Below are 14,062 nucleotides of genomic sequence, written 5' to 3'. Positions count from 1 at the left end.
CTAGAAGAAGAACCCTGCGTGTGGGGCTTCCGCCACCGCGAACAGGCGATCGGCAATCGCGAGCGCTCGCGGGTCGTCGGCGCGGGCCAGCCCGGCCGCGGCCAGGCCGCGCCAGGTCGCGCCACCGAGCAGCGCGGCGCCGAGCGCGTCGACTCCGGTGTGCAACGCGGCCGGTCGGTCCGTCTGCTGCGCGCCGGCGGCGGTGACGGTGAAGCTGGCCGAATTGTCCGGCAACAGGGGGTCGTCGACCGCGACGGTGACCTCCCCGCCCCCGACATATCCGCGCGCTGCCAACGCCTTTCGCGCATCGACGACCCGCAGCCACGTCTCATCGTGCACGGCACTCACCCGGGCGGCTCGCCGATCGACGAGCAGCCAGGGCAACGGATCGTCGACGGGCAGCATCCAGAACACCACGCGGTCGATGAGATCGAGCCCGAGCAGGAAGCGCAGCAGCCCGACGTAGGCCTCCATCGTCGGCGCGAAGAAGTCCTCGACCGCGATGGTGCGGTGGTCGCTGACGAACCACGCATCGGTGTCGACGGGGCGGTAGCGAGCGAATCCGGACTCCGACCCCGGATCACCGTGCACCGCGACATACGATGCGCCCGAGGAGGATTCGGCGCGCATCCGCAGGCTGCGCCACCACACCGCCGGGCGGTCGATGGTCCCCGGGCGGGACGGGCGATTCTCGGCGTAGATCCGGGGCAGGAGGTCCCACGATTCGCCCACTTCCACCAGCCGCACCGGACCCCCGGCCGCCACCCCGGGGCGCAGCGCCGCCCGTGCGGTCTGGACCTCGACCGTCTGCGACGAACTCGCCACACCGTAGCCGTAGCGCTCGTAGATGGTCGCCTCCGAGGCGCGCAGCGTCGCGACCGCCTCACCCCGCGCGGCGATATCGCGCAGCTGATGATGTATCAGGTCGGTGGCGATGCCTTTTCGGGTGAACGACGGCAGCACCCCGATGTGGGTCACCGCGGCGTGGCCGACGATCGCGCCGCCCGGAAGCGTCAGTGCGCTCGTCACCGCGTCGGCGGTGCCGACGAGTTGCCCCGACACGAAAGCGCCGATTGTGCGGCCTGGTTCGAGCAGCTCGGTGATCTGACCGGGTGCCAGGTTTGCCAGCGGGGGAAATCCCACCATGGCTGCGCGAAACACGTTCGCCGCGGCGATGAGGTCGTCCTCGCTGTCGAGCACCCGAATGTCGGTGGTCATGCCGCCATCATGTCGCAGCCGACGGCGAAGTCCTAACGAATCTGTAGGCCGGTGACCGCCCGCGAAATGACCAGGCGCTGAATCTCGCTCGTTCCCTCGAAGATGGTGAAGATCTTGGCGTCGCGGTGCATCCGCTCCACGGGGTAGTCGCGGGTGTAGCCGTTGCCGCCCAGGATCTGGATGGCCTCGTCGGTGACGTAGACCGCGGTCTCGCTGGCCACCAGCTTGGCCATCGAGCCCTCCGCCGAGTCGAAGCTCTGGTTGTTGCGCGCCATCCATCCGGCCCGCCACACCAGCATCCGCGCCGCGTCGATGCGGCTCTTCATGTCCGCCAACTTGAACGCGATCGCCTGGAACTCACCGATCTTGCGGCCGAATTGCTCGCGCTGGCAGGCGTATTCGAGCGCATATTCGTAGGCGGCCCGGGCCACCCCGACCGCCATCGCGCCGACCGTGGGCCGGGTGCGCTCGAAGGTCTTCATCGCGGCCTGTCCGCGCGACGAGGCGCCGGACTTGACCCGCGCGATGCGCTCCTCGAACTTCTCCCGTCCGCCGAGAATCGTGTCCTCGGGCAGCCGGACGTTGTCCAGCACCACTTCGGCGGTATGCGACGCACGGATCCCGTGCTTCTTGAATTTCTGCCCCTGCGACAGGCCGGGGGTATCCGGCGGGATGACGAACGTGGCCTGGCCGCGGGTGCCGAGCTCGGGATAGACCGAGGCCACCACGATGTGCACGTTGGCGATGCCGCCGTTGGTCGCCCACGTCTTGGTGCCGTTGAGCACCCATTCGCCGGCCGCCTCGTCGTAGCGTGCGCGGGTGCGGATGGCGCCGACGTCCGAGCCCGCGTCGGGCTCCGAGGAGCAGAACGCGCCGAGTTTGGGTTCGTCGGGCGTACCGAACATCTCGGGCAGCCAGCGGCCCAGCTGTTCCGGAGTTCCGTTGCCCGCCAACGCCGCCGCGGCCAGACCGGTGCCCAGGATGGACAGCGCGATGCCGGCGTCACCCCAGAACATCTCCTCGAACGTGGTGAGAAATCCCAGCCCGCTCGGCTCGGCCGCCTGCTGGGCGAAGAAGTCCGGGGAGTACAGGCCGACCTTCGCGGCCTCCTGGATCACGGGCCACGGGGTTTCCTCCCGCTCGTCCCATTCCGATGCGGCGGGGCGGATTACCTCGGCCGCGAACTTGTGCACCCAATCGCGCACCTCGATCACGTCGTCGCTCAATTGCAATGAAAATGTCACGGGATGACTCCTGAAATAGATTGGTGGACTTCAGCTTTTCGGGTTTTCCGGCTTGCGGTATTGCCTGAGGACGCTGAGCGTCTGGTTCACCCATGCCTCGATGTAGCGGTCTTCGGCGATGTTGCCGGGCAGGCGGCCGGTCAGCGACTGCAACGTCGCGGCGTAAGACAGCGACCCGATCGCCACGGCCGCGATCGCCGCGGGATCGGGTATCTCGGTGCGGCCCGAGCGATTCAACGCGGCCAGTTCGTCGGCGAACCGCTGATAGGCGTTGTCGGTGATGACCTGCCAGGTCTTCTCGCCGAGATCGCCAAGCTCGTCAGGTTCGCGCAGCATGACCTTGAGCAAATCCTCACTGTCCTTGAGGTTGCTCCAGATCAACTGCCCCGCGGTTCGCACCGCCTGCTCGAAGCTGCCGGGCTCCCCGGCGTCGTACTGCTCGCGGGCCGCCACGATGCTGTCGATGCGGTGCGCGACGGCGGCCTCCAGCAGCTCCCGCTTGGAGCCGAAGTGCTTGTAGAGCGCGCCCGACCCCGGCGCCAGACCGGACGCCCGCTGGATGTCGGCCACCGACGTCGCGGCGTAACCCTTGTCGGCGAAAAGCCGCAGCGCTTCGCCCAGCAGTCGGTCACGCCCCGAAGATTGCATAGGTGAGAGAGTACTCACTCACCTATGCCGCGGGCAACATCGGTGTTACACGTTTCACACAAACCACCGCTTCGGGCGGTGCGAATGCGGACAAAAGTTTTGCGTTCGATATGCGACGGGCCCGTCGGGTTGCCCGCGTCCGAACGCCCCAATTACTTTTCACAGCAGGGGCCGGGCATTCTCAGCCGAACGACGATATAGCCGGCAGTCATGGAAATGCTTGATTCCCAGCGTGTTACATCGACGCGAGTGCCGCAGATCGCGGAACGCCCAGGTGCCACCTAATGAGAAAGTGAGCAATGCAGCAAGTTGGAGAACCCCTTCAGCAAGCGGCCGATCGCGGCGCGGAATCACGAAAAGAACGGCTGGGCTGCGTGATTCGCAGCGACCTGCCTGCGTCGCTGGTCGTTTTCCTGGTCGCGCTTCCCCTGTCGCTCGGGATCGCCATCGCATCGAACGCTCCAGTGCTCGCGGGTCTGATAGCCGCGATCGTCGGAGGGATCGTCGCTGGGTGCATCGGAGGATCACCACTGCAGGTGAGCGGTCCCGCGGCCGGGCTCACCGTCATCGTCGCCGACCTGGTGTCGGACTTCGGTTGGGGGGTGACATGTTTGATCACCGTCGCCGCCGGTGTCGTGCAGGTCTTGCTGGGGATGAGCCGCATTGCGCGGTCAGCGCTGGCGATTTCACCGGTCGTCGTGCACGCAATGCTGGCCGGAATCGGAATCACCATCGCACTTCAACAGGTCCACGTGTTGCTGGGCGGAAAATCCAAAAGCACTGCCTGGCAGAACGTTATCGGACTTCCGGATCAAGTTGTCGGCGCGCACAGACCCGGCATGATCCTGGGCGTGCTGGTGGTACTGATTCTCGTCGGATGGCGATGGGCTCCCGCCAAAGTCGCCCGCATACCCGGAGCGCTCGTCGCCATCGTTGCGGTGACCGTCATTTCGCGGGTCTTCCCGTTCGACGTGCCCCGGATCGAACTCGAGGGATCCGTCGTGGATGCGCTGCAGTTGCCGGAATTGCCCGACGGCGGCTGGGGCGCCGTCGCGGTGGGTGTACTGACGGTCGCGCTTGTCACCAGCGTTCAGAGCCTGCTGACCGCGGTGTCGATCGACAGAATGCACAACGGAACGCGGACCGACTTCGATCGCGAGCTGATCGGACAGGGCGCCGCGAACATCGTGTCGGGCGCGATCGGTGGCCTGCCGGTCAGCGGTGTCATCGTGCGTAGCGCGGCTAATGTCAACGCGGGCGCCAAATCCCGGGCCTCGACGGTGATGCACGGCGTGTGGATCCTGCTGTTCACGCTCCCGTTCGCGGAACTGGTCGAGCAGATTCCGAGTGCCGCGCTGGCCGGCCTGCTCATCGTCGTTGGACTCCAGCTGCTCAAGCCGGCGCATATCGAGACCGCCCGGCGCACCGGAGATCTCGCCGTCTACATCGTCACCGCTTTCGCGGTGGTCTTCCTCAATCTCTTGCACGGCGTCATGATCGGCCTCGTGGTCGCCGTGGCGCTGACCGGCTGGCGGGTGATACGGGCCAGGGTCGAGGCCGCGCACGTGGGTGACGAATGGACGATCGAGGTCGGGGGCGCATGTACGTTTCTCGCCCTGCCCCGACTCACCCGGGTGCTGGCGTCCGTGCCGGCGGGCGCGAAGGTGACCGTCAACGTGGCGGCCAACTACCTCGATCACGCCGCGCACCAGGCGATTAGCGACTGGCTGCGTCACCATCGGCACACCGGCGGCACGGTGCGGATCCACGGCGTGAGTGAGCCGGACGGGACCGGCCCGTCCGACGGTGCGGCCGCAACTGTAGAACGCGGCAGTGTCCAGCTGACCTTGGTCCATCCCAAGGCGGCAACCGCCGAAGGGAGCTGACCGCTGCGCCGCCGCTCGTAGCGCCGCGCGTGTGAACCGCTAACCTCAAACATCGCGCCTATATCCTGAGCTCGTTGGTCAAGCCAGGGCCAAGACGGAAGGCAAGATGTCACGAGAAGTTCGGCCGCTGCCGCGGACGGTGTGAGTGATGGCGACCGATACGCCTCCGGTTCGCCACCTGCGGTTGCCGATGAAGGTGCTCTCGCTGCGCACCATCCTCATCGTCGCCGCGCTGTCGGTGATCACGCTGGTCGTCCTTCTGGGCGCCTGGGTGTGGATCGGCGTCACCAACGATCAGTACAGCCAGCTCGACCGACGGCTGGATTCGGTGAGCAGTTTGGGAGACATCAACACGCTGATCACCAGCGGGCAGCTCGCCAATCCCGATCGGCCGATTCCGGACGGCAACCTGGTGCGCACCGCGCGCATCGGGGATGTCACGGTGTCCGTTCCCGGCGATATCGTTTTGCCGAAGCTCCCGAACGGATACGCCAACACCACCATCAACGGCGTGCAGTACCGCGTCCGTACCTTCAGCGCGGGCCCCGCCTCGATCGCGCTCGCCGCCCCGCTGGCCGAGGCCCAACACCGGATCAACGAACTGCACATGCGGGTGTTGCTGATCTGCGGCAGCGTCATCGGCGGCACGATCCTCGTCGGCTGGGTGATCTCGCTGATCATGGTCAACCCGTTCCTGTTGCTGGCGCAGCAGGCCCGCGCCATCAACGCTCAATCCAGCCCCGACGAAGTCCAGGTTCGGGGCGTGCGCGAGGCCGTGGAGATCGCCGAAGCGGTCGAAGGCATGCTGGCCCGCATCGGCAACGAGCAACAGCGCACCAAGGCGGCGCTCGAGTCGGCGCGCGACTTCGCCGCCGTTGCGTCGCACGAACTGCGCACCCCGCTGACCGCCATGCGCACCAACCTGGAAGTGTTGTCCACCTTGGAAATACCGAGGGAACAACGCCAGGAGGTGATCGGTGACGTCATCCGCACCCAGAGCCGGATCGAAGCGACGCTGACGGCGCTGGAACGGCTCGCGCAGGGCGACCTGACCACCGTCGACGACTTTGTCCCCTTCGACGTCACCGAGCTTCTGGACCGGGCCGCGCACGACGCGCTGCGCGTCTACCCGGATGTGCAGGTGTCGCTGGTGCCGTCGCCCACGGTGTTGATGGTGGGGCTGCCCACCGGGCTGCGCCTGGTGATCGACAACGCCATCGCCAACGCCGTCAAGCACGGCAGCGCCACCGAAATCCGGCTCTACGTGACCAGTTCCGGCGAGGGCGTGGAAATCGCCGTCGACGACAACGGCACCGGGGTGCCCGAGGACGAGCGCACCGCGGTCTTCGAACGCTTCTCCCGCGGATCGACCGCCTCGCGTTCCGGGTCGGGGCTGGGGCTGGCCCTCGTCGCGCAGCAGGCCGAATTGCACGGCGGGAGCGCGTCCCTGCATTCCAGTCCGTTGGGCGGCACGCGCCTGCTGCTGCGGCTGGCCGGTGACGGGCGCGGCCCGGCCGGGTGACGCGATGCTGGGCCACCTTGGTGTCAACGTGCCGGACCTCCCGGCCGCGAAGCGCTACTACGACGCGTTGATGCCCCTGGTCGGATTCGAGCCCTTCCTTGATGCGGACGACGAATTCGCCTACAAACCCGCGGACAACAAGCCCGGCACGTACCTGTTCTTCTATCCGTCCAGCCAACCGGGGGACTACTCGGCAGAGCGGACGGGGCTGCAGCACCTGGCGTTCATGGTGCGGCGGCGGTCCTCGGTGCACGCCGTGCACGACCATGTACTTCGGATCGGCGGCACGGTCATCCATTCCCCGCGGCATTTCCCGCAGTACGCCGGCCACTATTACGCCACCTTTTGGTACGACCCGTTCGGGCTGAGGCTAGAGGCCGTGTGCCACCACGACCGCGATTGAGCGCGAGTTGATATCAGGCGCCGGCTCAAGCCCGTGCCGGCGCCCTAAAGCTAGGCGCTTCCCGCCGAAACCAGTTGGCGCCCGGGCGCTTTCATCGCGGGCCGGAGACGCGGGACGGAGCGCGGCCAGAAGAACCATCTGCCCAGCAGCGCGACGATGGACGGCACGACGAGCGCCCGCACGACGAGGGTGTCCATCATCAACCCCACCGCGATCGTCGTGCCGATCTGCGCAATGCTGAGCACGCTGCTGCCCAGCAACGCAAGCATGGTGAGCCCGAAGACGATGCCCGCGGTGGTGACCACCCCGCCGGTACCGCCGAACGCGCGAATGATCCCCGTTCTGATTCCCGCGGTTGCCTCCTGCTTGATCCGCAACGCCAGCAGCAGGTTGTAGTCCGCCCCGACGGCGATCAGCGCGATGAAGGCGATGGGCGCGACGGCCCAATGCAACTCGTGATGAAGCAGGCGCTGCCAGATCAGCGCGCTGATGCCGAGCGCCGATGCGTAGGAGGCGACGACGGTGCCGACGACGACCAGCCCGGCCACCGGACTGCGCAGCATCGCCGCGACGATCAGGAAGATGAGGACCAGTGCCGCGCCCACGAGCAACGCGCTGTCGCGGGCGACGAAGTGCTGCAGATCGGCGGTCACGGGGCCGACGCCGGCCAGGTCCACACCCGTCGGCGCCAGCGTTCCCTCCTTGGTCGCCTCCTTGATCGCGGTGCGCACCTGATCGGCCCGCGCGGCGCCCTCGGCGCCCCATTCGTTGCCGTCGCCGTAGACCAGCAGGTAGGTGGCGTGACCGTCGGCGGACGTCAGTTGGTGCAGCACGTCGACGTACCGCGGGTCGCTCAGCGCTCGCTGTGGCAGGTAGAAACCCGATGCGGCGCTGCCCTGAAATTGCGTGGCGATCTCAGTCAGGTAGTCGGTCAACTGGTGCAGCTGCGGGCCGATCGTCCCGCTCAGGCCCAACAAGTCGCGGGTGGCCAAACGCGCCTGTCCCAGAGCGTCTTTCATCGATGTCACCGCTTGAGGTAGGCCGGCGATCGCCTTGGCGGCCGTATTCGAACCGCTGGTCAGCTTGGCGGCGCCGTCGCCGAGCCGCGACGAGGTCTGCACGAGACTGTCGACGGGTTGGACCACACGGTCCACGGTCGAGCAGACCGGATTGGCGGCGCAGTCCGGAGTCCGCGCGACGAAATCCCGCAGTGGGTCGAGATAACCCGACACCGTGCTGACGGTGCGTTGCACGCCGTCCATGCCGCTGCGCATGTCGTCCGCGGCCGCGGACATGTCGGCCAGCCCCGAACTGCCGCCGCGCAATCCGCTGCCAAGAGTGTCCACCGCGGTTTGCGCCTGCGCGAGGGCGTTGTCGAGTTCGGAGACCCGGTTCAGCCGTTGGGTCAGTGAGTCGATCGTGTCCCCGAGCTGACGGCCGAGCACCCCGGTCTGATACGTCAACGTCGCCTGGTCGGGCACCCTGCCGTCGGGCCGGCTCGCGGACTGCACCGTGCGCACACCGGGTATCGCCATGATCTGGCGCGTGATCCGCTCGACGGCTATCAGCCCCGCCGGGTTCCGCAGGTCGTGGTCGGCCTGAATGGTGACGACGTCGGGCAGCAATGAATTGGACGCGAAGTGCCGGTCGCTGGCCGCATAGCCGCGACTCGATTCCGCGGCGGACGGGGTGGCGGCCGGCTCGTTCCAACCGACCCGCGTGCCGGCCAGCGGCAGCGCCGCCAGCAGGGTCAACCCACCCGCGGTGACGAGGACAGGTCCGGGCCAGCGCGCAACCGCCGCCCCCACGCGTCGCCAGCGCCGCGACGTCCTCGAGGGGCGCGGTTCGAGGAACCCGCGGCGCAACGCCAGGCCCATGAGCGCCGGCGTCAGCGTCAACGCGGCGGCCATGGTTACCAGAATCCCGATGGCGCAGGGTATCCCGGCGCTGCGGAACATCCCCACCTGCGCGAAGCCCAGGCATCCCAACGCCACCGACACCGTCAGGGCCGATCCGATCACCACCGGCGCGACGGCGCGGTAGGCCTCGGCCAGCGCCTGGGTCGGCGCGACGCCGCGTCGCCGGCCCTCGTGGTAGCGGCCGATGAGGAATATCGCGTAGTCGGTGCCCGCGCCCAGCGTCATCGCCGCCATGAGCGCCACCGAGAACAGCGACACCTCAACGACATTCGCTTGGCCGAACGCCGCGGCGACGGCCCGGCCCACGGCCAGCGCGATGCCGACCGACATCAGCGGGATCGCCGCGGCGATCGGCGATCGGTACACCAACAGCAGCAACAGCAGGATGACACCGACCGTGGCGGCGGTGATCGTGAGCATCTGCCGGTCGATCGCGGCGAATTCGTCGACGATCGTGGCGCCGGGACCCGTGACGAGGACGCGCAGGCCTTGCGGCGGTGACAGCTTGGCCACCTCGCCGCGCACGGCGTTCACCGAATCGCGGGCTTGGGAGGTGCCGAGCATTCCGGCGAGCCGCACCATCAGGCTGACCGCCCGCCCGTCGGAACTCTGGGCGCCGGCGGCGGTGGCGGGCTGTGACCACAAGTCGGTGACCGCGTTCACGTGGCCGCGATCGGAGGAGAGGGTCGCGGTCAACGCGTCATAGAACTGGCGGTCGCGCGGCGTGAGGCGTTGATCGCGTTCGAGCACCACGTAAACGAAGTTGTTGCTTGGCTTTTGGCCGAACAGCTGGGCGGCGCGGGACGCGGCGACCGAACTCGGCGCGGCGGCGGGCATGAACGTGCGGGCGTGGGTTTCCACGACCCGCTCCAGTTGGGGGACGGCCAGATTGGCGGCACCCGCCGCCAAGACCCACAGGCCGACGATCAGGATCGCGCATCGGCCGGTCAGGCGCGAGATGATTCCCGTTCCGTCAAGCAACGGTCTGCCGATCGCTGGGTCCGCCCAGCAACTCCATGACCCGCCGCTCTCCCCCGGACAGGGACCGCACCCGCAGCGACCGCCGGGACGCGATCTCCAGCAGGGCGTGCAGCCCCGGCTCAGCGGCCGCGAGGTCGGCCCGCACCCGTTCGGCCGCGACGCCGTCGTGCGCCGCCTGATCCAACTTGGCGACGAGCATCGTCATCCAGCGCTGCCGCAGCGACAGCAGGAGCCCCTCCTCGCCGCCGAATAGCCGAGAGACCTCGGACGAACCGTCGGCCAGCGCGAGGGCCGCCTCGGGATCGGTCTCGGCGGCCTTGATCACGTTGGCCATGAAGGCCATCCGGTCGTGCAGCAGTGTCCATGTCATGACTCGACGCTAGGAAAGCGGCCCCCTGCCGCGCGTCGTGCCGAGGTTCGGTCTTTGCCTCCTACCACGGGCGGAGACGGCTGCCGACCTCGGCATGATGTGGGCGCGGGGCACCGGGTCCTACGATTGTTTGATGTTGCGTGCCGCAGGCGATTACCTGGGAGAACGGGTTCGCCGACGGGGTGAGCTTCTCCCGGTTGGGATCACTTGGTCGTTCTTGTTGATCACCGATGCCATCGTGATCCTTGGCGGGATCGTCGCGACGTTGCAACGGCCGGCCGCGGACCTGCCAGTCTGTCTCGGCGCATTTGCGATCGCCCTGTCGCCGGCGTTGACGTTCATCCTCTTCAACGTGAAGGTCCGCTCTGTGGTCTTGTGGCCGACTTGGTCAGCGGCGACCGCGGTGATGCTGTTCGGCACGTCGACGCCCGTTCGTGCCGACTTCGCACCGTCATTGCTGGTGTTGATGGTTGGGGCGGTCGGCGCGTTGACGTCGGCGGTGGGCGGCTTCCTGGCCTCCATGTCGGCGAGCGCCCTGCTCCTCGTCGCGTCAGAGCTGCATCGCCTCGACGCGGTGGCGTTGTATTTGGGTTTTGTCGGCGGCGGCTGGTTGATCGGCTACCTCATGTGCACGCAAAGGCGGCTGCTGGCCGAACAGATGGAGGCGCAGAAGATGCTTGCCGAGCACGCCGCGGCCGACGAGCGTCGGCGCATCGCCCGCGAGGTGCATGACGTCATCGCCCACTCGTTGTCCATCACGCTGTTGAACGTGACCGGTGCGCGGCGGGCACTGCAGCAGGATCGCGACGTCGATGACGCGGTGGAGGCGCTCGAACAGGCCGAGCGGCTGGGCCGGCAGGCGATGGCCGACATCCGCCGCACGGTCGGCCTGCTCGACGATTCACCGATGAGAATTGGGCCCGAGCCCGGCATCGACGACATCGCGGCGCTCGTTGCGGATTTCGAGCGAGCGGGCCTGGACGTCACGTTGCGTAGCGACGGATCGGTCAAACGCGTCTCGGCCGCCGTCGGGCATGCGTTGTACCGCATCACCCAAGAATCGCTGGCCAACATCGCCAAACACGCGCCCGACTCGAAATCCGCCGTGGCGCTGACTATTTCGGCTGCATCGGCAAACCTCGTCGTCAACAATCGACTCCCGGCCGCGGTGACCGCAGGCCCGTGTGCGGAAGGGCGCGGGGTGAACGGCATGCGTCAGCGCGTCGAGCTGCTGGGCGGCGCGATCGACGTCGGCCCGACCGGCGACGGGTGGTCGGTGCGGGCCGAGATCCCGCTGGAAGCGGGCGACACCGGGTGGCGGCCGCCGTGGTGCAAGTTGTGATCGACGAGGCCGAGATCGCGGTGCTGCTGGTCGACGATCAGGACTTGGTGCGCTCCGGGTTGCGCCGGATCCTGCGTCGCAAGGACGGATTCAACGTGGTCGCCGAATGCGCCGACGGGGACGAGGTGCCCGCCGCCGTGGCCGAATACCGGCCCGACGTCGTCGTGATGGACCTGCGGATGCGGCGGGTCGACGGCATCGAGGCGACGCGACGGCTGGCGGGGGGCCCGCCCGTGCTCGCGTTGACCACCTTCAACGAGGACGACCTGCTGTCCGGGGCGCTGCGGGCCGGGGCCGCCGGATTCGTGCTCAAGGACTCGTCGGCCGAGGAGTTGATCCGCGCCGTGCGGACGGTGGCCAGGGGAGACAGCTACCTGGATCCCGCGGTCACCTCCCGCGTGCTCACCACCTACCGCAAGGCCGCGCCCGGCGCCTGCGAAAGCCGGGCCAACGAGATCTCCCAACTCACCACCCGCGAGTTGGACGTGCTGACGCTGATCGGAAAGGGACTGTCCAACAGCGAAATCGCCGACGAACTGTGCATCTCGGGTGTCACGGTCAAAAGCCACATCGGCCGGATCTTCGGAAAACTCGACCTGCGCGACCGCGCCGCGGCGATCGTCTACGCCTACGACAACGGGATCGTCGCCCCGCGCTGAAAGTGTCCGCGAACGTGCGGCCAGCCGCACATTCGGCTTCGAGCGTGCGGCCAGCCGCACGGTCGAGTCTTGATGGCGACTATCAGCCCGAATTCACAGTGGCGTGGCCTGTTGGGCCAGGTTCAGCAAGACGTAGGCGATGCAGAAAAGGAAGTTGAGAACGACCAGGACCAGGCCCATGAACAGCAGCGAGCGGGTGCCCTGGCGCTTGAGGCGCTTGACCCGCGCGCCGCGGGCCTCGCGGTTGAGCTGCAACGCGATCAGAGCGAAATTGACGTCCGTGACTTCATCGTCGGCGACGGGCGCACCGGCCACCATCTGACGCAGGCGTTCGGGGGCGGTGTGGACCCCGACGCGCTCGAAGTGGTGACACAGCCGTCGCGCCCGCCTGCGGCCCAGGGCCTGACATCGCATCTGTACCTGATGCATGAGTTGCCGCCGTTCGTAGCCCCAGGCATCGGACGGACTCGTCACAAGCCGGGAGTCTAATGCGCGCCTACCCGATTTCGGGAGGTCTAAGCGAATTCCGTCGGCACCTTTTAACCGCCGGTCATCCGCTCGCCTTCGGGCAGCCGCAGATACCGCTCCAGGTTGCGATGCATGTTGATTACGCGGCATTCCTCGCTGGACAGCGCCAGGTGGGTAAAGCCGGGCTGGCGCAGGCCGCGCTGCAGGCCCGCGAGCAGCTGGATGTCCTGGGTGAGCACCAGGCCCGGTTCGGCCTCCCCGGCGGTGGTCCGCACATCGGCCGGCTTGGTGCGCGGCGCGCCCGGGGACATCCGGGTCATCAAAAACATGACCATCTCGCCGTGATCGGGATCGGCGCCGGGCCGCGCACACATGACGGTCAGGTGATCGGCGTTGGCCAGCAGCGTCATGTTGGGAAACACGTTGTACTGGTGCAGGCGGGTGATCCGGTCGGTGTCGGCCCAGGCGAGGTCCACCCCGCGGCTGGCCGCGAAGGCCCTGGTGTGCTCGGCGATGAGGTCCTGGACCGTCTGCCCGGGCCGGCGTTCGTCGGCCGGGAAGGGCGTGCCCTCGGCCGCACCCATCAGGGCGCCCTGCGTTTGGACGTAGGCGTCCCACACCTCTTCGTCGCTCAGCGCGCCGTCGAACCGCGGGCTGGGCACGCCGTAAGGCTGGTCGGACTTGCCGGCGTGACCCCAGATCTGTTGGGGCGCATGGACGTCGTCGACGCAGCGCAGCAGCTCGGGATGCAGCGTCTGAATGTGGTAGGTCTCGCTGAAGCCGTCGGCGATCGTCTTCCAGTTGGCGTCGACGTCGATGGTGAGTGTCGCGTAGCACCGGAAGTCGCTCAGGTGGCACCACGCGATGTCGTCGGGCATCGCCTCCAGGTATTCGAGCAGCGACGTCGCGCCGACGTCCAGGTTGACGAAGACGAGCCCTTCCCAGGTGTCGACGCGGGCGGGTATCAGCGGGAAATCGGACATCCGGAGCGAACCGAAGCCCTTGCGGTCGGGCACCCGCTTGAGCGCGCCGGCGAGGTCCCAAGTCCACCCGTGATATCCGCACTTGAGCTCGCGCAGCCCGGACCCCGAGCCGGTGCACAGCGAGTTGCCGCGATGGCGGCAGGCGTTCTGGAACGCGCGCAGGACGCCGTCTTCCCCGCGCACGATCAGCACCCCGTAGGCGCCGCAGCGGTATTCGAAGTAATCGCCCGGCTCGGCGACGTGGTCGACCATGCAGGCGAGCTGCCACACCTTCGGCCACATCCGTTCGACCTCGAGTTGGGCGAACGCCGGCGAGTAGTAGCGCTCGGCCGGCACCAGGGTCGGGCAGCCGGGCGGGGTGCCGATCGCGTCCTCGTCACGCGTGCGAGTCGGGTTACCGGCGGGCGCGTTCATGCGCA

12 protein-coding genes are annotated in these 14,062 nt (G+C 67.8%); 5 read left to right on the top strand and 7 right to left on the bottom strand.

The annotated features are described in order from the left end of the window. Genes A9X00_RS13435 through A9X00_RS13425 form a run of 3 tightly spaced genes read right to left on the bottom strand, consistent with a single transcriptional unit; the run spans window position 1 to window position 3,110 of the window. The gene (locus tag A9X00_RS13435; protein WP_067153691.1) at window positions 1-1,218 is read right to left on the bottom strand and encodes a GNAT family N-acetyltransferase; all 1,218 of its coding nucleotides are present in this window, start codon (window positions 1,216-1,218) and stop codon (window positions 1-3) included. A gap of 32 nt (window positions 1,219-1,250) precedes the next feature. Then, entirely contained in the window at window positions 1,251-2,462 is a 1,212-nt protein-coding gene (locus tag A9X00_RS13430) for an acyl-CoA dehydrogenase family protein (RefSeq protein ID WP_067153689.1), read from the bottom strand. Between the two features lie 30 nt (window positions 2,463-2,492). Beyond that, the gene (locus A9X00_RS13425; RefSeq protein WP_067153687.1) at window positions 2,493-3,110 is read right to left on the bottom strand and encodes a TetR/AcrR family transcriptional regulator; all 618 of its coding nucleotides are present in this window, start codon (window positions 3,108-3,110) and stop codon (window positions 2,493-2,495) included. A gap of 299 nt (window positions 3,111-3,409) precedes the next feature. Between A9X00_RS13425 and A9X00_RS13420 the strand changes: the two genes are divergently transcribed. The 3 genes from A9X00_RS13420 (at window position 3,410) to A9X00_RS13410 (ending at window position 6,921) form a co-directional block, all read left to right on the top strand. Next, a complete protein-coding gene (locus tag A9X00_RS13420; RefSeq protein ID WP_067153685.1) occupies window positions 3,410-4,996 on the top strand; it encodes a SulP family inorganic anion transporter in 1,587 nt (528 codons plus the stop codon). Between the two features lie 190 nt (window positions 4,997-5,186). Continuing rightward, a complete protein-coding gene (locus A9X00_RS13415) occupies window positions 5,187-6,518 on the top strand; it encodes a sensor histidine kinase KdpD (protein ID WP_067153842.1) in 1,332 nt (443 codons plus the stop codon). 4 nt (window positions 6,519-6,522) lie between these two features. Next, complete coding sequence (locus A9X00_RS13410; RefSeq protein WP_067153840.1) at window positions 6,523-6,921, top strand: VOC family protein; 399 nt, start codon at window positions 6,523-6,525, stop codon at window positions 6,919-6,921. Window positions 6,922-6,971: 50 nt separating this feature from the next. Here the strand turns inward: A9X00_RS13410 and A9X00_RS13405 are convergent, their stop codons facing one another. Together A9X00_RS13405 and A9X00_RS13400 are read right to left on the bottom strand one after the other, a co-directional pair. Next, a complete protein-coding gene (locus A9X00_RS13405; RefSeq protein ID WP_067153682.1) occupies window positions 6,972-9,821 on the bottom strand; it encodes an RND family transporter in 2,850 nt (949 codons plus the stop codon). Then, window positions 9,814-10,191: a hypothetical protein gene (locus tag A9X00_RS13400; protein WP_067153680.1), complete on the bottom strand. Its 378-nt coding sequence runs from the start codon at window positions 10,189-10,191 to the stop codon at window positions 9,814-9,816. The genes A9X00_RS13405 and A9X00_RS13400 overlap by 8 nt, the downstream gene beginning before the upstream one ends. Window positions 10,192-10,324: 133 nt before the next feature. Here A9X00_RS13400 and A9X00_RS13395 point away from each other — a divergent pair, with 133 nt between their 5' ends. Beyond that, entirely contained in the window at window positions 10,325-11,533 is a 1,209-nt protein-coding gene (locus tag A9X00_RS13395; protein WP_067153678.1) for a sensor histidine kinase, read from the top strand. After that, on the top strand, window positions 11,530-12,192 hold the full coding sequence (locus tag A9X00_RS13390; RefSeq protein ID WP_067153837.1) for a response regulator transcription factor: 663 nt from the start codon (window positions 11,530-11,532) through the stop codon (window positions 12,190-12,192). The genes A9X00_RS13395 and A9X00_RS13390 overlap by 4 nt, the downstream gene beginning before the upstream one ends. 93 nt (window positions 12,193-12,285) lie before the next feature. Here A9X00_RS13390 and A9X00_RS13385 read toward each other — a convergent pair whose 3' ends face one another. Together A9X00_RS13385 and A9X00_RS13380 are read right to left on the bottom strand one after the other, a co-directional pair. Next, window positions 12,286-12,666 (bottom strand): hypothetical protein, encoded by a 381-nt coding sequence (locus tag A9X00_RS13385; protein WP_232006798.1) that lies wholly within the window; start codon window positions 12,664-12,666, stop codon window positions 12,286-12,288. A 65-nt stretch (window positions 12,667-12,731) separates the two neighbouring features. Further along, window positions 12,732-14,057 carry an SRPBCC family protein gene (locus A9X00_RS13380; RefSeq protein WP_067153676.1) on the bottom strand — a complete coding sequence of 442 codons (1,326 nt, stop codon included), beginning with the start codon at window positions 14,055-14,057 and terminating at the stop codon, window positions 12,732-12,734. Window positions 14,058-14,062 lie beyond the last annotated feature (5 nt).

Origin of the sequence: Mycobacterium sp. 1245805.9 (genome assembly GCF_001672915.1) — a bacterium.
Taxonomy (GTDB): Bacteria; Actinomycetota; Actinomycetes; order Mycobacteriales; family Mycobacteriaceae; genus Mycobacterium.
Note: the sequence above shows the minus strand (reverse complement) of the source record. Positions and strands in the feature narration are given on the sequence as shown.